We start from the raw sequence: 22,575 nt of genomic DNA, 5'->3' as shown, positions 1-22,575 counted from the left end.
TGCTGAAGACGACCGCCTTACGGCGGCCGCTTCAATCACTCAATTACATAATGATCGGGTTAACCGTGTTCTCGACCAGTACTTCAATACCTGAGGTACTCATGGTCCAGACGTTATAGGTATTACCGCCATGTTGGTAATTGCTTTGCGACATCGTCCACTGGCCGTCACCACTCTCTAACTGCAGAGTGCTGCCTTCTTCACCGTTAACGATAATCGCTTTATCACCATTGTGGATTGCCAGTTCTTCTGAACCCAGACGCAGAACATCATCCAGAGAAACCTTCATGGTGTTGTGACCATCACCCATGTCGAATATCTCTATTGATTCCAGCTTGCCTTTCAACGCGCTCAGATCTAACAGTTCGTCTTTACCTTCCAGAATCAGGGTGTCGATACCCGCATCACCAGAGATAAAGTCGAAGTCTGTTGAGGCCAGCTTGATAACATCGTTACCTTCTCCGCCCATCACCTGATCACCTTTACCGATATGGATAAAGGTATCGTTGCCCTGACCACCCATCAGGATGTCTTCACGCTCAGTACCGTACAGAATATCGTCACCAGCAGTAAACATCTGAGAGATAGACAGTAATGACTTAAGGCTTGAAGATACCATTTGGCTCGAAGACACCATTTGGCCTGAAGATACAGCGGCTGAACCATGACCATCGTCGATAACTATCTGATGGTTCGCTAACAGTTCTTCCAGCGATACCTTGGTACCTTTCATGGTCAGTAACTGCGCTGTACCATAAGATGACCCACTACCATCACGGTCAATGGACAGAATACTGTCACTACCGTTGTAGGCAACAGAGAGATACTGAGCAATTCGGTCACCGGCATCAATGGTTGCAACGCCATTGATATAGTGAGCCGCGCCATCAGCATCTGCTCTATAGCCCACCAACAGGTCACTCACATCAATAATGTCAGCATTCGGTGTTGCTTCCACAGTACCGATGAAGAAGTTATTCACCGTATCATGGCCGTTACCACCGTCATTGGATGACGCATTCAACGACTTGTACATCAGCGTATCCTGACCGCCACTCCCAAGATTGAAGGTGTCATTGCCACCGCGACCGTCAAAGTAGTTATTCAACGCATTGCCAGTAAAGGTGTCATTACCGCCACCGCCTGCCAGACCTTCGATGTTCACAAACTGTGCACTACCGAAACCGGTACTCTGCATAGTCGTCTTACCTAGGTCGATGGTCAGCGCCGTATTACCCGCCAGTTTGTAATCAACAATATCCAAGCCGCCGGTATTGCTCCAAGACTTCACGCCGGAGATTGTGGTGGTACCGCCTGCACCGTTATACAAGTCGTTACCCAGAGAGGCAAAGAATGTATCGTTGTAGCCAGTTCCTACAATACCCGTTGTGTTGGTGCCACCGTTAGCACTAGCGTTAGCGACGTTGGTTTCAGACTCAGTAGTCAACACATAAGCATGGTTAGCCTCTTCAGCCTTCAACCCTGCCCATGCTTTATTGACGTTCTGAATGGTGGTGCTGCCCACGCTGGCCACACCGCCCACGTTGGCTATTGCCCCCTTCTCTGAACGCAAGATGACCGCACTGTACGACTTGCTGGCATCCAGTCCGTAGAAGTCCACAATTGCCGAACTGTCGTTAGTCTGGTTACCCGACTGCGGGTTGATGATTTGGGTAGAAACAACTTTACCCGTAGCCTCATCAATCAGCTGTACTGTATTACCGAACAGGGAGTTGATACCGCCCGCATCCAGAATACGTAGGTGGATAGCCGTACCGTACGCAACCTGATTTTTGTTTTCAATGTAAGTAGTAGCACCACCGCTGGTGAACACTAACAGGTCACGATCGCCGTCCCAGTCGATATCAGCGGCAATACCACCGGTGACTTGTTTTGCAGTGCTCGTACCACCAATTGTCGACATACCAACCTGAGTAAGCATATTCGTGGTGGTAAAGCTCGTTGTGCCACCCGTTGACGTATTGGTATACAAGTTAACCGGCCCGGATGCGGTACTGCTAGACATCCCCCCAGAACTTCCCATGCCCGGCAGTTCGATAACATCGACCTTACCGTCGTGGTTCCAATCCAGCGCAATAGAAGCACCGCCTGACAGCGTGTCGTTAAAGGTATACATACCCGCTGCTGTTGGGTTACCGATGCCATCATTGTTTGGATCGCTGAACACCAGTTTACCAGTACCGTCGTTGAAGTAGATCCGGCTAGCCTGCTGCTGAGCATTGCTACTCGAAGCAGAACCAGAGCTGGTGGTACTCGCACTTCCCCGGCCTAGGAACAAGTCCATCATACCGTCGCCGTTAAAGTCGCCCCAGGTCATAGCCACACCGTTACCGATATTCGGGTCATCATCCGAACCGCGCTGGAACACGTTCTCAACTATCTGAGTGACCTTCCAGTTGCCACCGTTAGTGCCGTTAACCACCACCAGACGGGCGTTGTCAGTACTCCGTGCCGCAGAACTATTCGTTGCCCCATCCTTATCAATACGTGACCCATCAGCAACGATATTCTGACTGTGCATCACAAAGTCAACGATACCATCGTTGTTGAGATCCACGCCGGACAGTTCCATATCCGGTTGTGACTCATCCAGTCCGATTGGTTGATGTGAGGAGTTGGCCGCATAGTCCGTTGCGAACGTGCCGTCTTTGGTCATGCCAGAAAGCGTACCATCATTATTCAGTACGATTTGCGAACCGTAACCACCACGAATAGCACTGTCGTTAGGCGTCTGGTCACCATTGATCATATCAACAAAACCGTCGCCATCTTTATCAATGGCAATGACCCCGCCGTACCAACTCCAAGTGTTGGCACTATGATCGGTATTGGCGTTACCAGCAAATTCCCCAGTCTGAGGCGCATTGCTAAATGCCCCCACTTGGTATGCTGTATACGTAGAACCATTGTAGTAGAACATCTGCTGACCGTCGTCATAGTTGCTGTCTACTGTAAACAGATCCATCATACCGTCGCGGTTATAGTCTATGAAGGTGGCATTCTGCACGTAGTTATGCGAGTTGTACCCCGTACCCGAGTTACTGACCAGCTTCGTCACATTGAAATCACCCAACGTTGATGAAGAGGTCGCCGTTGAATCCAGCATGGATTGGTTAGTATGGATACGCCATGCACCAGTTTCCGCTAAGGTAACCGCCGTTGCCTTCTGATCCGGATCGCCGCTACCCGCACCCACAATAACGACAGGCGTTGGTGAAACGGTAAGCTCTTTGACCGAATCATCGGTCGTGATGCTTACACCATCCGCATCATACAGCACCGCTTTCACGTCGTAAGATCCGATAGGTAAGGCATCACTGTCCGGGATCTGGACATACCAAGTGTTGTTACGGAAATCGATAACGACAGCGCCATCCTTCGAGCTGTAATCCTTACCGTTCACCGTCACCACCAGGTACTCGCCTTCCAAGATATTAAAGCCGGTAGAACCCGAGACAATCGGCGTGGTATCAAGTGTATCCTGAACGTTAATGACCACAGTCAGGTCAATCGATATCACGAAGTTATTAGACACAGTCCCTTCGTTGCCGGACTTATCCGCCACAACCGCACGGAAGGTATAAGTCATATCATCTTTCAGCGCAGGTGGATCAAAAGTCCACGAATTGTCAGCATTCACCGTCGCCGTACCCAGCATTTTACCGCTGGTGACGTCGTAAATGCGCACTTCGTCGCCCGCATCCAGAGCGCTGCTTACCTTACCGTTCAAGGTTGGAGTACGATCGTCCGTCTTGGTATTAGAACCAAAATCACCGCGCGCCGCACCAACATCATCGGTGTAATTAACGATGGTAACGGTCTGTGTTGGCGCATCCAAATCGATGGTCAACGCGAAGTCCGGTGAAAGTGCCGCTTTATTTCCAGCAACATCAACCGCGGCCGCAGTATAAGTATAGGTGGTCGCGTTGACCAACCCACTTAATGCAAACGTCCATGAACTATCGGTGCTATCAAGTACTGCGGTACCAATCAGAACATTATCTTGATAAATCTGGATAACATCCGTACTTCCCAGAGTTCCATCCCAGTTACCTTTCAGTACTGGAGAAGTATCATCGGTGGAGGTACCACTACCCAGTATCAGCCCCTGATTTGTACCGACATTGTCCTGATACCCTTTAATTTCCAGCGTTACTGCTGGTGCGGTGTAGTCAGTGGTCAGGATAAAGTCAGCAGACTTATCGCTGACGTTGCCTGCCGTATCGGTGGCGATGACATGGAACTTGTGCTCACCTTCAGACAACGCTGCAGTGGTGTATGTCCACACACCCTCGCTGTTTGCCGTCGTTGTGCCCAGCAGAGTCGTACCATCATACACACTGACGGTGCTGTCTTTCTCAGCTTTACCTGTCAGAACCGGTGTCGAATCATCGGTAAAGTCGCCGCTATGTAATGCTGCGGTGATAGTACCTACGTTGTCTTCCGCTGAGTCAATGGTCGGCACGGTCGGTTTCGTCGTATCAACAGTGAACTTGAATGCATCCGTTGCAGCAGTGGTGTTACCCGCCGTATCGGTCGCCGTCGCAGTAATGCTGTGTTCACCCTCTTTCAATGCGGTCGCTGGTGTAAATGTCCAGTTACCTGTTGCATCTGCCGTAGTTGAACCTATCAGCGTTGCACCGTCGTAAACGTTGACAATACTGTCCGCTTTAGCCGTACCAATCACTTCTGGTTGAGTATCGTCGGTGAAACCATCAGCCTTAATAGCGCCAGTGATACTACCAACGTTATCCTCCAACTTGGTGATTGCTATAGTGACCGTACTGGTATCCACAGTGATATGTACCAATGGTGTCGCCGCACCGGTATTACCCGCTGCATCCGTTACCTTGGTACTGAACTCATGTTTACCATCTGCCACCGCGGTCGGTGTGAACGTCCAGCTACCATCGCTACCTGCTTTGACAGAACCCAGAGCCGTTGAACCATCATAGATAGTCACGATGCCGTTGGCTTCAGCCTTACCGGTGAAGGTTGGCGTATTGTCATCGGTGGTATCGTTATCTTTCAGTGGCCCTTTGTAATCACCCACATCATCACTGATCACCAGATCGGTTACCGCTCCCGGCGCAACAGTATCAACAGTAAAGTTGAAGGCATCGCTCTTCTCGCTGGTTTGACCGACCGTATTGGTCGCATCAACCGTGATCTTATACGAACCGTCAGCCAGTGCTGTCGCCGGAGTGAATGTCCACTTACCGTCTGCATCAACCGTTGCTGTACCGATTTTGGTACCATCGTTATAGATAGTAACCGTTCCGCCCTTGGCCGAAGCCGCTGTACCAGAGATAGTTGGTTTGGTGTCGTCAGTTGTATCACCGTCTTTTAAGTCACCGGTGATGGTACCTACGTCATCCGCCACGGTATCAATGGTTGGCGCTAATGGCACATCCGTACTCAGGTTAATGGTGTACTCCGCACTTGGCGCAGTCTTGTTACCCGCTGGGTCCATTTCTACCGCAGTGAATACGTTTTCACCAAGCGCCAGCGCTGTTGCTGGTTGCAGGCTCCACTTGCCGTCATCACCCACTTTCACCGAGCCAATCACATGGTTATCGGTACTGTCTTTGGTGTACACAATAATAATGTCACCTTTGGTACCGGTACCGCTGATGGTTGGACGCGTGTCGTCGGTGGTTTCGCCTGACTTGACGTTACCGGTGAAACTACCCACCTGATCGTCCACACCGGTGATAGCTAGCTTGCTCTCATCCGGCTTGGTGAAGTCCATATTCAGCACGAAATCATTTGATTTCGGACTAACGTTACCCGCAGTATCCGTCGCCGTTACGTGGAATGTGTGCGTGGTCTCAGTCATTGTGTCAGTAGTGAACGTCCACTCACCATCGCTGTTCGCCGTCGTTGTACCCAACAGATCCGTACCGTCATACACGCTTACAGTGCTGCCTTTCTCAGCTTTACCGCTCAGCGTTGGCGTCGGATCATCCGTATAGCTACCGCTGATCATAGGTCCGGTAATAGCACCCACGTTGTCCTCAGCTGAATCAATGGTCGGTACGGTCGGTTTCGTCGTATCAACGGTAAACTTGAACGCCTCCGTTGCGGCACTGGTGTTACCCGCCGTATCGGTCGCAATAGCAGTAATACTGTGTTCGCCCTGAGCCAATGAGGTTGCTGGCGTAAAGCTCCAGTCACCATTTACATCTGCCGTAGTTGAACCTATCAACGTTACACCGTCGTAGACTTTAACAATACTGTTCGCTTTAGTGGTACCAATCACTTCTGGTTGAGTATCATCAGTGAAACCATCAGCCTTAATAGCGCCAGTGATATCGCCAACGTTATCTTCCAGCTTAGTGATTTTCACCGTTAACACACCGGTATCAACAGTGATATTCACCACTGGCGTCGCCGCACCGGTATTACCCGCTGCATCCGTTACCTTGGTACTGAACTCATATTTACCATCATCCAGCGCGCTCGGTGTGAACGTCCAGCTACCATCGCTACCTGCTTTGACAGAACCCAGAGCCGTTGAACCATCATAGATAGTCACGATGCCGTTGGCTTCAGCCTTACCGGTAAAGGTTGGCGTATTGTCATCGGTGGTATCGTTGTTTTTCAGTGGCCCTTGATAAGTACCCTCGTCATCAGTGATCACCAGATCGGTTACCGCTGATGGTGCAATGGTATCAACAGTAAAGTTGAAGGCATCGCTCTTATCGCTGGTTTGACCGACCGTATTGGTCGCATCAACCGTGATCTTATACGAACCGTCAGCCAGTGCTGTCGCCGGAGTGAATGTCCACTTACCGTCTGCATCAACCGTTGCCGTACCGATTTTTGCACCATCGTTATAGATAGTAACCGTTCCGCCCTTGGCCGAAGCCGCTGTACCAGAGATAGTTGGTTTGTTGTCGTCAGTAGAATCACCGGAAGTTAAATTACCGGTAATAGTACCTACGTCATCCGCCACGGTATCAATGGTTGGCACTGCTGGTACTGTGCCATCTACAGTAATAATGTATTCTGCACACGGACCAACCTTGTTGCCCACTGGATCCATCTCTTTCGCCGTGAACTTGTTCTCGCCAGAATTCAGCTCTTCTGCCGGTCTCATAGTCCAAGTACCGTCAGCCTTAACGACCGTGGTGCCAATCAGACGATCGCCGGCGCTGTCATGGGTATACACAAAAATGGTGTCACCCTTGGTGCCGGTACCGCTGATGGTTGGACGCGTGTCGTCAGTTGTTTTACCTGACAGCACATTACCGGTGGTTGCACCAACCTGATCGTCCACGCCGGTGATCGCCAGTTTGGTCAGGTCAGGACCGGTAAAGTCCAGCGTCAACACAAAGTTTGCCGATCTATCACTGATGTTACCCGCCTTATCCGTAGCCGTAACCGTAAAGGTGTGTGGCCCTTCGGATAAACCCGATACCGGTGTGAAGCTCCACTCACCCGTGGTGTCGTTCGCAATAACCGAGCCGAGGAAGGCTGAGCCGTCATACACTTTCACGATACTGCCGTTTTCGGCTTTACCAATCAGCGTTGGCGTCGGGTCATCGGTCCAACTGTTGTTACTCAGTGGATCCTGAATATCACCCACGTCATCGGTGGCTGACTCAATGGTTGGTACTGACGGTTTCACCGTGTCAATCTCGAACACAAACGGTGAGGTCGCCGGGCTAGTATTACCCGCCAGATCGGTGGCTGTCGCCGTAATGCTGTGACTGCCCTGACCCAGATCTGACGTTGGCGTAAAGCTCCAGCTCTTATCAGCTTTCACTGTTGTAGAGCCCAGCAGGTTTTCACCATCGTACACCTTGATGATGCTACCCACTTTGCCTTCACCAATGATTTCCGGACGCGTGTCGTCAGTCACTCCGGTGGTTGGCGTGATAGGACCCGTAATGCTGCCCACATCATCCAGCAACTTGGTGATTTTTACTGTTACATCAGTAGTATCAATGGTCAGATTAAACGTATCCGTCGCCGCACCGGTGTTACCCGCCATATCGGTCACTTTGATGGTGAAGGTATAGTCACCATCAGCCAGTGCCACATCCGGAGTAAACGTCCAGTTACCGCTACCGTCCACGTTAGCCGTACCCAACGCCGTCTCACCGTTATAAATAGTGACCGTGCCGTTGGCTTCTGCCTTGCCGGTAAAGGTTGGCGTACTGTCATCAGTAATCTCACCGCTGGTCAGTGCACCCGTCTTAGACCCTTCATTGTCGGTGACAACCAGATCTGTCGCTTTGCTCGGTGGTGTGGTATCCACGGTAAAATCAAAAATACCGGTTTTGGTACTGGTTCTGCCAATAGTATCAGTCACATCAGCACGGATGTTGTACTTGCCGTCTGCCAGTGTTGGTGTAAAGGTCCACTGACTGTCAGCGCCCACTTTCACCGAACCAATTGCCACATCGTTGTTATAGATGGTGACAATACCGTTGGCCACCGCCGTACCTACAATGGTCGGCGTGTTGTCATCGGTCAGGCCCGCTTTTTGTACGTAAACTACCGCATTATCTGCGTTATTCACGTTGTCTTCCACGCGCACAATCACCGGTGGCTCTGGCGGGGTCACGTTCAGTGTCACAACGTATTCCGCACACGGGCCAACCTTGTTGCCCACTGGATCCATCTCTTTCGCCGTGAACTTGTTCTCACCCGTCAGTAACGGTGACTCAGGTTGCATGGTCCAAGTACCATCTGCCTTAACGACCGTGGTGCCAATCAGACGATCGCCGGCGCTGTCATGGGTATACACAAAAATGGTGTCACCCTTAGTGCCGGTACCGCTAATGGTTGGACGCGTATCGTCGGTTTCACCGCCGGACAACACGTTACCGGTGGTTGCACCTACCTGATCATCCACGCCGGTGATCGCCAGTTTGGTCAGGTCAGGACCGGTAAAGTCCAGCGTCAACACAAAGTTTGCCGATCTATCACTGATGTTACCCGCCTTATCCGTAGCCGTAACCGTAAAGGTGTGTGGCCCTTCGGATAAACCCGATACCGGTGTGAAGCTCCACTCACCCGTGGTGTCGTTCGCAATAACCGAGCCGAGGAAGGCTGAGCCGTCATACACTTTCACGATACTGCCGTTTTCGGCTTTACCAATCAGCGTTGGCGTCGGGTCATCGGTCCAACTGTTGTTACTCAGTGGATCCTGAATATCACCCACGTCATCGGTGGCTGACTCAATGGTTGGTACTGACGGTTTCACCGTGTCAATCTCGAACACAAACGGTGAGGTCGCCGGGCTAGTATTACCCGCCAGATCGGTGGCTGTCGCCGTAATGCTGTGACTGCCCTGACCCAGATCTGACGTTGGCGTAAAGCTCCAGCTCTTATCAGCTTTCACTGTTGTAGAGCCCAGCAGGTTTTCACCATCGTACACCTTGATGATGCTACCCACTTTGCCTTCACCAATGATTTCCGGACGCGTGTCGTCAGTCACTCCGGTGGTTGGCGTGATAGGACCCGTAATGCTGCCCACATCATCCAGCAACTTGGTGATTTTTACTGTTACATCAGTAGTATCAATGGTCAGATTAAACGTATCCGTCGCCGCACCGGTGTTACCCGCCATATCGGTCACTTTGATGGTGAAGGTATAGTCACCATCAGCCAGTGCCACATCCGGAGTAAACGTCCAGTTACCGCTACCGTCCACGTTAGCCGTACCCAACGCCGTCTCACCGTTATAAATAGTGACCGTGCCGTTGGCTTCTGCCTTGCCGGTAAAGGTTGGCGTACTGTCATCAGTAATCTCACCGCTGGTCAGTGCACCCGTCTTAGACCCTTCATTGTCGGTGACAACCAGATCTGTCGCTTTGCTCGGTGGTGTGGTATCCACGGTAAAATCAAAAATACCGGTTTTGGTACTGGTTCTGCCAATAGTATCAGTCACATCAGCACGGATGTTGTACTTGCCGTCTGCCAGTGTTGGTGTAAAGGTCCACTGACTGTCAGCGCCCACTTTCACCGAACCAATTGCCACATCGTTGTTATAGATGGTGACAATACCGTTGGCCACCGCCGTACCTACAATGGTCGGCGTGTTGTCATCGGTCAGGCCCGCTTTTTGTACGTAAACTACCGCATTATCTGCGTTATTCACGTTGTCTTCCACGCGCACAATCACCGGTGGCTCTGGCGGGGTCACGTTCAGTGTCACAACGTATTCCGCACACGGGCCAACCTTGTTGCCCACTGGATCCATCTCTTTCGCCGTGAACTTGTTCTCACCCGTCAGTAACGGTGACTCAGGTTGCATGGTCCAAGTACCATCTGCCTTAACGACCGTGGTGCCAATCAGACGATCGCCGGCGCTGTCATGGGTATACACAAAAATGGTGTCACCCTTAGTGCCGGTACCGCTAATGGTTGGACGCGTATCGTCGGTTTCACCGCCGGACAACACGTTACCGGTGGTTGCACCTACCTGATCATCCACGCCGGTGATCGCCAGTTTGGTCAGGTCAGGACCGGTAAAGTCCAGCGTCAACACAAAGTTTGCCGATTTATCACTGATGTTACCCGCCTTATCCGTGGCCGTAACCGTAAAGGTGTGTGGCCCTTCGGATAAACCCGATACCGGTGTGAAGCTCCACTCACCCGTGGTGTCGTTCGCAATAACCGAGCCGAGGAAGGCTGAGCCGTCATACACTTTCACGATACTGCCGTTTTCGGCTTTACCAATCAGCGTTGGCGTCGGGTCATCGGTCCAACTGTTGTTACTCAGTGGATCCTGAATATCACCCACGTCATCGGTGGCTGACTCAATGGTTGGTACTGACGGTTTCACCGTGTCAATCTCGAACACAAACGGTGAGGTCGCCGGGCTAGTATTACCCGCCAGATCGGTGGCTGTCGCCGTAATGCTGTGACTGCCCTGACCCAGATCTGACGTTGGCGTAAAGCTCCAGCTCTTATCAGCTTTCACTGTTGTAGAGCCCAGCAGGTTTTCACCATCGTACACCTTGATGATGCTACCCACTTTGCCTTCACCAATGATTTCCGGACGCGTGTCGTCAGTCACTCCGGTGGTTGGCGTGATAGGACCCGTAATGCTGCCCACATCATCCAGCAACTTGGTGATTTTTACTGTTACATCAGTAGTATCAATGGTCAGATTAAACGTATCCGTCGCCGCACCGGTGTTACCCGCCATATCGGTCACTTTGATGGTGAAGGTATAGTCACCATCAGCCAGTGCCACATCCGGAGTAAACGTCCAGTTACCGCTACCGTCCACGTTAGCCGTACCCAACGCCGTCTCACCGTTATAAATAGTGACCGTGCCGTTGGCTTCTGCCTTGCCGGTAAAGGTTGGCGTACTGTCATCAGTAATCTCACCGCTGGTCAGTGCACCCGTCTTAGACCCTTCATTGTCGGTGACAACCAGATCTGTCGCTTTGCTCGGTGGTGTGGTATCCACGGTAAAATCAAAAATACCGGTTTTGGTACTGGTTCTGCCAATAGTGTCAGTCACATCAGCACGGATGTTGTACTTGCCGTCTGCCAGTGTTGGTGTAAAGGTCCACTGACTGTCAGCGCCCACTTTCACCGAACCAATTGCCACATCGTTGTTATAGATGGTGACAATACCGTTGGCCACCGCCGTACCTACAATGGTCGGCGTGTTGTCATCGGTCAGGCCCGCTTTTTGTACGTAAACTACCGCATTATCTGCGTTATTCACGTTGTCTTCCACGCGCACAATCACCGGTGGCTCTGGCGGGGTCACGTTCAGTGTCACAACGTATTCCGCACACGGGCCAACCTTGTTGCCCACTGGATCCATCTCTTTCGCCGTGAACTTGTTCTCACCCGTCAGTAACGGTGACTCAGGTTGCATGGTCCAAGTACCATCTGCCTTAACGACCGTGGTGCCAATCAGACGATCGCCGGCGCTGTCATGGGTATACACAAAAATGGTGTCACCCTTAGTGCCGGTACCGCTAATGGTTGGACGCGTATCGTCGGTTTCACCGCCGGACAACACGTTACCGGTGGTTGCACCTACCTGATCATCCACACCAGTGATAGCCAGCTTACTGAAGTCTGGCGCGGTGTAATCCGTGGTCAGCACGAAGTCGGCTGACTTCGGACTCACGTTACCTGCCGCATCAGTCGCGGTCACATGGAACTTATGCTCGCCTTCCAGAACTGGGGTAGCAGGTGTAAAGCTCCAATCACCATTACTGTCTGCAACAGTAGAACCCAGCACTGCTTCACCGTCATAAACGATGACAGTACTGCCTTTCTCTGCTTTACCAATCAGCGTTGGTGTAGAGTCATCCGTCACGCCACCGTTGGCCAGTGGTCCCTGAATCGTGCCCACGTCGTCTTTAGCTGAGTCAATGGTTGGGATCGATGGCGCAGTAGTATCTACGGTAAATTCAAACGCAGACGTTGCCGGGCTGATATTACCCGCCTTATCCGTTGCCGTTGCCGTGATACTATGTTTACCTTCATTTAAGGCAGTCGTCGGTGTAAAGCTCCAAGAGCCATCGGCCTTAACGGTCGTTTCACCTAACTTAACCGCACCGTCGTAAATCTTGATGGTGCTGCCCGCTTTACCGGTACCAATGATTTCTGGTTTAGTATCGTCGGTTACGCCATTTGGTGTGATATCACCCGTGATAGCGCCCACATCATCTACCAGATGAGTAATGCTAACCACCACGCCGGTAGTATCAATGGTGATGTGAACATCTGGTGTTGCAGGACTTACGTTACCCGCTTTATCCGTCACAACCGTGCTGAACGCATAGTCACCGTCTGTCAATGGAGTACTTGGCGTAATTGACCAGTTACCGCTAGCATCCGCTTTCGCTGAACCAATTTCTTTATCACCGTTATAGATAGTCACGGTGCTGTTGGCTTCGGCCTTACCGCTGAAGGTTGGTGTAGCGTCATCGGTAGTATCACCGTCTTTCAGTTCGCCTTTATAATCACCCACATCATCGGTGATCTTCAGGCTATCTGCTGCCAGTGGTGCCTTGGTATCCACTTCAAAATTGAAGATACCGGTTGGCTTGCTAGTTTGACCAATCGTGCTGGTCGCCGTCGCAGTGATGCTGTGCTGGCCATCAGCCAGAGCGGTGGTTGGTGTAAATGTCCACACGCCTTTGGTGTCAGCAGTCACAGAACCTAACAGGGTTGCACCGTCATAAATGCGAACGATATAGCCAGCTTCAGCCGTACCCGTAATGGTTGGTTTGTTATCGTCGGTCACATCACCTTTTTGTAATGCGCCCGTGATAGGACCCACATCATCCAGTACGTTAACAATCACTGGCTCTGTTGGTTTAGAAATATCCAACGTGATGGTATAGGTTGCACTTGGTTCAGTCGCATTACCCGCCGGATCGATTTCTACCGCGGTCAGTACGTTGCTACCTGGCAGTAACGGCGTGGTTGGTTCCAGACTCCACTTGCCATCATCCCCAACCGTTGCACGACCAATTTCATGGTTACCGGTGGTATCTTTTGCGTACACCACAATGGTGTCACCTTTGGTACCGGTACCGGTAATAACCGGGCTAGCATCATCGGTTGACTTACCATCAAGGATATTTCCGGTAACTTCACCTACGTTATCTTCAACGCCGGTAATAGCTAATTTAGTCAGATCTGGCGGAGTGGTATCCACGGTAAACGTAAACGGATCGGATGGCTCACTCTTGTTGCCCGCCGGGTCAGTTTCAGTCACGGTAATGCTGTGATCGCCTTCTGCTAACGGCGTTTCTGGGGTAAATTTCCAGCTACCGTTTTCATCAACTTTCACGCTACCAATAACTGTGCCTTCATTATCAGTCAACGTGATGATATCGCCCGCATCACCTTCACCTGAGAAGATTGGGGTTGTATCATCGGTAACGCCGCCGTTAATAATTGGGCCAGTAACCGAACCTTCATCATCAATAACGCTATCAATAGCCGGTTTAGCTGGTGCAGTGGTATCCACGACAAACTCAATCGGAGTCGATGGATTACTTTCGTTGCCCGCCGGATTCGTTTCAGTGATGGTGATGCTATGATCGCCTTCCGCCAACGGAGCTTCCGGCGTCCAGTCCCACTTACCATCGTCACCAACGGTAACCGAGCCAATCACTTCTCCGTTATCAAGGATCTTGATGACATCTTTCGCGTTACCTTCACCGCTGAATTCCGGTTTGGTATCGTCGGTCTCGTCACCTGAATTGATAGCGCCGGTCTTATCACCTACATCATCAGTGATGGTCGGTGCTGCCGGTGCATCCGGTATATCAGTATTAACCACAAACTCAATCGGTGCCGATGGGACACTTTCGTTGCCCGCCGGGTCGGTTTCAGTCAGGGTGATACTATGATCGCCATTCTTCAGTTCAGTTTCCGGTGTAAAGGTCCAAGTGCCGTCTTCACCAACGGTGGTTGAACCAATCACTTCTCCATTATCAAGGATCTTGATAACGTCGCCCGCCGTACCTTCACCCTTAAACTCTGGTTTGGTATCGTCGGTTTCATCGCCTGAATTGATAACGCCCGTCTTATCACCTACATCATCAGTGATGGTCGGTGCTGCTGGAGCATCCGGTGCGGTGGTATCTACCACAAACGCAATCGGTGCCGATGGAACACTTTCGTTGCCCGCCGGGTCAGTTTCGGTCAGGGTGATACTGTGATCGCCTTCCGCCAGTGGTGTTTCCGGTGTAAAGGTCCAAGTACCGTCTTCACCAACGGTGGCTGAGCCAATCACTTCTCCGTTATCAAGGATCTTAATAACGTCGCCCGCCGTACCTTCACCCTTAAACTCTGGTTTGGTATCGTCGGTTTCATCGCCTGGATTGATAACGCCCGTCTTATCACCGGTATTATCGGTGATGCTTGGTACTGCCGGCGCATCCGGTGCGGTGGTATCTACCACAAACTCAATCGGTGCCGATGGGACACTTTCGTTGCCCGCCGGGTCGGTTTCAGTCAGAGTGATACTGTGATCGCCTTCCGCCAGCGGCGTTTCCGGTGTAAAGGTCCAAGTGCCGTCTTCACCAACGGTGGTTGAACCAATCACTTCTCCGTTATCAAGGATCTTGATAACGTCGCCCGCCGTACCTTCACCGTTGAACTCTGGTTTAGTTTCGTCGGTCTGGTCGCCTGAATTGATAGCGCCCGTCTTATCACCGGTATTATCGGTAACACTTGGTACTGCCGGCGCATCCGGTGCGGTGGTATCTACCACAAACGCAATCGGTGCCGATGGAACACTTTCGTTGCCCGCCGGGTCAGTTTCGGTCAGGGTGATACTGTGATCGCCTTCCGCCAGTGGTGTTTCCGGTGTAAAGGTCCAAGTACCGTCTTCACCAACGGTGGCTGAGCCAATCACTTCTCCGTTATCCATGATCTTAATAACGTCACCTGCCGTACCTTCACCCTTAAACTCTGGTTTGGTATCGTCGGTTTCATCGCCTGGATTGATAACGCCCGTCTTATCACCGGTATTATCGGTGATGCTTGGTACTGCCGGCGCATCCGGTGCGGTGGTATCTACCACAAACTCAATCGGTGCCGATGGATTACTTTCGCTGCCTGCCGGATTCGTTTCGGTCAGGGTGATGCTGTGTTCGCCTTCCGCCAACGGAGCTTCCGGCGTCCAGTCCCACTTGCCATCTTCAGGAATAACCACAGAGCCAATCACGTCACCGTTATCCATGATCTTAATAACGTCGCCCGGCGTACCTTCACCACTGAATTCCGGTTTGGTATCGTCGGTCTGATCGCCAGAGTTGATGGCCCCAGTCTTACTACCTACATCATCTGCGATGGTCGGTGCTGCTGGTGTATCCGGTATTCCAGTATCCACTACAAACGCAATCGGTGCCGATGGGACACTTTCGTTGCCCGCCGGGTCGGTTTCAGTCAGGGTGATACTATGCTCGCCGTTCTTCAGTTCAGCTTCCGGTGTAAAGGTCCAAGTACCGTCTTCACCAACGGTGGCTGAGCCAATCACTTCTCCGTTATCAAGGATCTTGATAACGTCGCCCGCCGTACCTTCACCCTTAAACTCTGGTTTGGTATCGTCGGTTTCATCGCCTGCATTGATAGCGCCCGTCTTAGCGCCAGTATCATCAATGATGGTTGGTGCCGTTGGTGCATCCGGTGCAGTGGTATCTACCACAAACGCAATCGGTGCCGATGGGACACTTTCGTTGCCCGCCGGGTCAGTTTCGGTCAGGGTGATACTGTGATCGCCTTCCGCCAGCGGCGTTTCCGGTGTAAAGGTCCAAGTACCGTCTTCACCAACGGTAGTTGAGCCAATCACTTCTCCGTTATCAAGGATCTTGATAACGTCGCCCGCCGTCCCTTCACCCTTAAACTCTGGTTTGGTATCGTCGGTTTCATCGCCTGCATTGATAGCGCCCGTCTTAGCGCCGGTATCATCAATGATGGTTGGTGCCGTTGGTGCATCCGGTGCAGTGGTATCTACCACAAACGCAATCGGTGCCGATGGGACACTTTCGTTGCCCGCCGGATCCGTTTCGGTCAGGGTGATACTGTGATCGCCTTCCGCCAGCGGCGTTTCCGGTGTAAAGGTCCAAGTGCCGTCTTCACCAACGGTAGTTGAGCCAATCACTTCTCCGTTATCAAGGATCTTGATAACGTCGCCCGCCGTCCCTTCACCGTTGAACTCTGGTTTGGTTTCGTCGGTTTGGTCACCTGGCTTGATAGCGCCCGTCTTATCACCGGTATTATCGGTGATGCTTGGTGCCGTTGGTGCATCCGGTGGAATGGTATCTACCACAAACGCAATCGGTGCCGATGGGACACTTTCGTTACCCGCCGGATCGGTTTCAGTCAAGGTGATGCTGTGTTCACCATCTGCCAGCGGCGTTTCCGGTGTAAAGGTCCAAGTGCCGTCTTCACCAACGGTAGTTGAGCCAATCACTTCTCCGTTATCAAGGATCTTGATAACGTCGCCCGCAGTCCCTTCACCGTTGAACTCTGGTTTGGTTTCGTCGGTTTGGTCACCTGGCTTGATAGCGCCCGTCTTATCACCGGTATTATCGGTGATGCTTGGTGCCGTTGGTGCATCCGGTGGAATGGTATCTACCACAAACGCAATCGGTGCCGATGGGACACTTTCGTTGCCCGCAGGATCCGTTTCGGTCAGGGTGATACTGTGATCGCCTTCCGCCAGCGGCGTTTCCGGTGTAAAGGTCCAAGTGCCGTCTTCACCAACGGTAGTTGAGCCAATCACTTCTCCGTTATCAAGGATCTTGATAACGTCGCCCGCAGTCCCTTCACCGTTGAACTCTGGTTTGGTTTCGTCGGTTTGGTCACCTGGCTTGATAGCGCCCGTCTTATCACCGGTATTATCGGTGATGCTTGGTGCCGTTGGTGCATCCGGTGGAATGGTATCTACCACAAACGCAATCGGTGCCGATGGGACACTTTCGTTGCCCGCAGGATCCGTTTCGGTCAGGGTGATACTGTGATCGCCGTCCGCCAGCGGCGTTTCCGGTGTAAAGGTCCAAGTACCGTCTTCAGCAACGGAGGTTGAACCAATCACTTCTCCATTATCAAGGATCTTGATAACGTCGCCCGCCGTACCTTCACCGCTGAACTCTGGTTTGGTCTCGTCGGTTTGGTCACCTGGCTTGATAGCGCCCGTCTTATCACCAGTATTATCCATGATGGTTGGTGCTGCCGGCGCATCCGATGGAATGGTATCTACCACAAATTCGATCGGATCGGATGGCACACTCTCATTGCCCGCCGGATCTTTCTCGGTCACGGTAATGCTGTGCTCACCGTCTTCCAGATCGGTTTCCGGCGTCCATTCCCACTTACCGTCTTCTGGGATAACCACGGAGCCGATGATGTCTTCACCGTCTTTAATGATGATGGTGTCGCCCGGCGTCCCTTCACCGTTGAATTCCGGTTTGGTTTCGTCGGTCACATCACCCGGATTGATGGCACCGGTTTTATCACCGGTATTATCGGTGGCTTCCGGTACCGCTGGTTTCACCGGTGGAACGGTGTCAATTTCAAACGCAATCGGATCGGATGGCACACTCTCATTGCCCGCCGGGTCTTTCTCGGTCACGGTAATGCTGTGATCGCCGTCGGCCAGTGGTTCTTCTGGCGTCCAGTTCCACTTACCGTCTTCTGGGATAATCACGGAGCCAATGACGTCATCACCGTCTTTAATGATGATGGTGTCGCCCGGCGTCCCTTCACCGTTGAATTCCGGTTTGTTTTCGTCGGTCACATCACCCGGCTTGATGGCACCGGTTTTATCACCGGTATTATCGGTGGCTTCCGGTACCGCTGGTTTCACCGGTGGAACGGTGTCAATTTCAAACGCGATCGGATCGGATGGCACACTCTCATTGCCCGCCGGATCTTTCTCGGTCACAGTAATGCTGTGATCGCCGTCGGCCAGTGGTTCTTCTGGCGTCCACTCCCACTTACCGTCTTCTGGGATAACCACGGAGCCAATGACGTCATCACCGTCTTTAATGATGATGGTGTCGCCCGGCGTCCCTTCACCGTTGAATTCCGGTTTGTTTTCGTCGGTCACATCACCCGGCTTGATAGCACCGGTTTTATCACCGGTATTATCGGTGGCTTCCGGTACGGTTGGTTTCACCGGTGGAACGGTGTCAACTTCAAACTCGATCGGATCGGATGGCACACTTTCATTGCCCGCCGGGTCTTTCTCGGTCACGGTAATGCTGTGATCGCCGTCGGCCAGTGGTTCTTCTGGCGTCCAGTTCCACTTACCGTCTTCTGGAATAACCACGGAGCCAATGACGTCATCACCGTCTTTAATGATGATGGTGTCGCCCGGCGTCCCTTCACCGTTGAATTCCGGTTTGTTTTCGTCGGTCACATCACCCGAACTGATTGGGCCCGTTTCATCGCCGGTTTTGTCGGTGGCTTCCGGTACGGTTGGTTTCACCGGTGGAACGGTGTCAATTTCAAACGCGATCGGATCGGATGGCACACTCTCATTGCCCGCCGGATCTTTCTCGGTCACGGTAATGCTGTGCTCGCCGTCGGCCAGTGGTTCTTCTGGCGTCCACTCCCACTTACCGTCTTCTGGGATAACCACGGAGCCAATGACGTCATCACCGTCTTTAATGATGATGGTGTCGCCCGGCGTCCCTTCACCGTTGAATTCCGGTTTGTTTTCGTCGGTCACATCACCCGGCTTGATGGCACCGGTTTTATCACCGGTATTATCGGTGGCTTCCGGTACGGTTGGTTTCACCGGTGGAACGGTGTCAATTTCAAACGCGATCGGATCGGATGGCACACTCTCATTGCCCGCCGGATCTTTCTCGGTCACGGTAATGCTGTGATCGCCGTCGGCCAGTGGTTCTTCTGGCGTCCACTCCCACTTACCGTCTTCTGGGATAACCACGGAGCCAATGACGTCATCACCGTCTTTAATGATGATGGTGTCGCCCGGCGTCCCTTCACCGTTGAATTCCGGTTTGTTTTCGTCGGTCACATCACCCGGCTTGATAGCACCGGTTTTATCACCGGTATTATCGGTGGCTTCCGGTACGGTTGGTTTCACCGGTGGAACGGTGTCAATTTCAAATGCGATCGGATCGGATGGCACACTCTCATTGCCCGCCGGATCTTTCTCGGTCACGGTAATGCTGTGCTCGCCGTCGGCCAGTGGTTCTTCTGGCGTCCAGTTCCACTTACCGTCTTCTGGAATAACCACGGAGCCAATGACGTCATCACCGTCTTTAATGATGATGGTGTCGCCCGGCGTCCCTTCACCGTTGAATTCCGGTTTGTTTTCGTCGGTCACATCACCCGGCTTGATAGCACCGGTTTTATCACCGGTATTATCGGTGGCTTCCGGTACGGTTGGTTTCACCGGTGGAACGGTGTCAATTTCAAACTCGATTGGATCGGATGGCACACTCTCATTGCCCGCCGGATCTTTCTCGGTCACGGTAATGCTGTGATCGCCGTCGGCCAGTGGTTCTTCTGGCGTCCACTCCCACTTACCGTCTTCTGGAATAACCACGGAGCCGATGATGTCTTCACCGTCTTTAATGATGATGGTGTCGCCCGGCGTCCCTTCACCGTTGAATTCCGGTTTGTTTTCGTCGGTCACATCACCCGGCTCGATGGCACCGGTTTTATCACCGGTATTATCGGTGACTTCCGGTACGGTTGGTTTCACCGGTGGAACGGTGTCAATTTCAAACGCGATTGGATCGGATGGCTCACTTTCATTGCCCGCCGGGTCTTTCTCGGTCACAGTAATGCTGTGATCGCCTTCGCCCATCGGCTCTTCTGGCGTCCACTCCCACTTACCGTCTTCTGGGATAACTACGGAGCCGATAATGTCATCACCATCTTTAATGATGATGGTGTCGCCCGGCGTGCCTTCACCGTTAAATTCCGGTTTGGTATCATCAGTCTTATCACCCGGCTTGATTGGACCGGTGATATCACCAACATTATCAATGACTTCTGGAACGATCGGTTTGGTTGGCGGAGTGGTGTCAATTTCAAACTCGATTGGATCGGATGGCTCACTTTCATTGCCCGCCGGGTCTTTCTCGGTCACAGTAATGCTGTGATCGCCTTCGCCCATCGGCTCTTCTGGCGTCCACTCCCACTTACCGTCTTCTGGGATAACTACGGAGCCGATAATGTCATCACCATCTTTAATGATGATGGTGTCGCCCGGCGTGCCTTCACCGTTAAATTCCGGTTTGGTATCATCAGTCTTATCACCCGGCTTGATTGGACCGGTGATATCACCAATATTATCAATAGCTTCTGGAACGATCGGTTTAGCTGGCGCAGTAGTATCAACATTAAAGTCAAATGTTGGTGAAACAGGGCTGACGTTGCCTGCTTTATCAGTTTCAGTGATAGTCAGTTGATAATGACCATCTGCTAAATCTGTTTCAGGTGTCCAGCTCCAGTGCCCATTACCGTCGATAAGCGCCTTACCGGCTTCTTTACCACCAATAAAAATAGTAATGGTATTACCCGGTTCACCGGTACCAGTCACTTCAGGACGAGCGTCATCGGTGGTTGCACCATTGGCAATTGGACCAGTGATAGAACCCACATTATCGATGATATCGCCAAACAGCGGTCTTACTGGGGCAGCGGTATCAACAGTAAAAGATAAACCATCAGATGGCTTACTTGTGGAGCCATCTGAGTTAGATTGGGTAATGGTGATGTTATGAGCACCATCGATCAGCGCGGTCTCTGGCTTCAAGCTCCAGGTACCATCAGCAGCAACAATCGCAGTACCAATTAATTGACCATTATCATAAACATTGATGGTGTCACCGGCATAACCAGTACCATAGATGACCGGATGATTTTCATCGGTAAAAGAACCGTCCGCGATAGGACCAGTAATGTTACCCGTCTGATCCAGAGCACCCTCCAGTGTTGGTACAGAGGCTTCTCTTACCGGAGGAGGCGTTACCGGAGCTGGGGAAGAATCATTATCATCATCCTTGTTATGCTGATAGATTGCAATGCCCGCACCTGTAAGCGCTGCCGCACCCAAGAACCATGGCCATAGAGCCAACAGCCCCATATCATGATCGGTTTCTTCAAATAGATAAGCGCCATCGCCCAACGGCATACCGCCTAGCGCTGCGGGAGCAAAAGCTCCATTATCAAAAAGATAGCCTTCACCGAAAGATGAACCATCCGTCACCATATAGGCATAAAGTTGGCCATCCTCGGCCATACCTAATAGCGGTTCACTATTACCAGCAACATAATAGTCTTCAATAACCACTGCCGGTGTTGTATCACCTTCAAGAATAATGCACAGATCATCACCATTGCGCAGAAGTGTGATGTTCTCCGGTGCAAAGTTATTATCATTATTCTTAAGAAGGTATTTACTACCGGGTTGGATTTTGATTTTGATCGGTTTGCCTGCATCAAGAGAAACAACCTGAGAGGCACCACTTCCTGAATTTACCAATAAACTGGCATTTGTATTCATACTTGAATAACTCCTTTATATCCTTAAGTATTGCTAACGATTTCTAATAAAAAATTAGCATTCCTGCGTGATAAAAATCCTCTACCACACTGAATTCGTGTTATTTAAGGCCACATTTTTAGGGTATATGGGCACTATGCATAAACAACATACATATTACCCCATAAGAAAAGGAGTATGCGAACTAAGTAATGCAACAATCGACATAAATTAGTTTTTTATTTCAAAATAAATACACCAAACCAGCTTAAAACACCCAACAAAACAATTTATATGGTTTAATAACAATAATAATTACAATAAAAAAATTAAATAAACCATAAAAATGCGTTGTTTTAAATAATTTTTACATCATTGGGAAAATTTAAGAAATATTAAGAAATATAAAATAAACTCAATAAAATCATACAATAAAAATTAAATTAACATTAAAATATACAGATATGGCTATATTTTACATAAACAACGAAACCAATAAAATTCACCCTCGAATTTTTCTATCATATGAAAAATTACTCTTTTACTCTCAGGTTATCCACAACTAACCCCAAGCA

At 51.1% G+C, this 22,575-nt stretch carries 1 protein-coding gene; it reads right to left on the bottom strand.

Annotated elements, in window-relative coordinates:
- Positions 1-43: 43 nt before the first annotated feature.
- Complete coding sequence (locus HYN51_RS00035; protein WP_108900970.1) at positions 44-22,021, bottom strand: Ig-like domain-containing protein; 21,978 nt, start codon at positions 22,019-22,021, stop codon at positions 44-46.
- Positions 22,022-22,575: the final 554 nt, after the last annotated feature.

The organism is Limnobaculum parvum, assembly GCF_003096015.2.
GTDB classification, from domain to species: domain Bacteria; phylum Pseudomonadota; class Gammaproteobacteria; order Enterobacterales; family Enterobacteriaceae; genus Limnobaculum; species Limnobaculum parvum.
This window is presented reverse-complemented; position numbering and strand designations above follow the sequence as displayed.

Bases quoted from the DNA above. Each gene is read 5' to 3' on its own strand.
- HYN51_RS00035 (WP_108900970.1), bottom strand. From the start codon at position 22,021: ATGAATACAAATGCCAGTTTATTGGTAAATTCAGGAAGTGGTGCCTCT.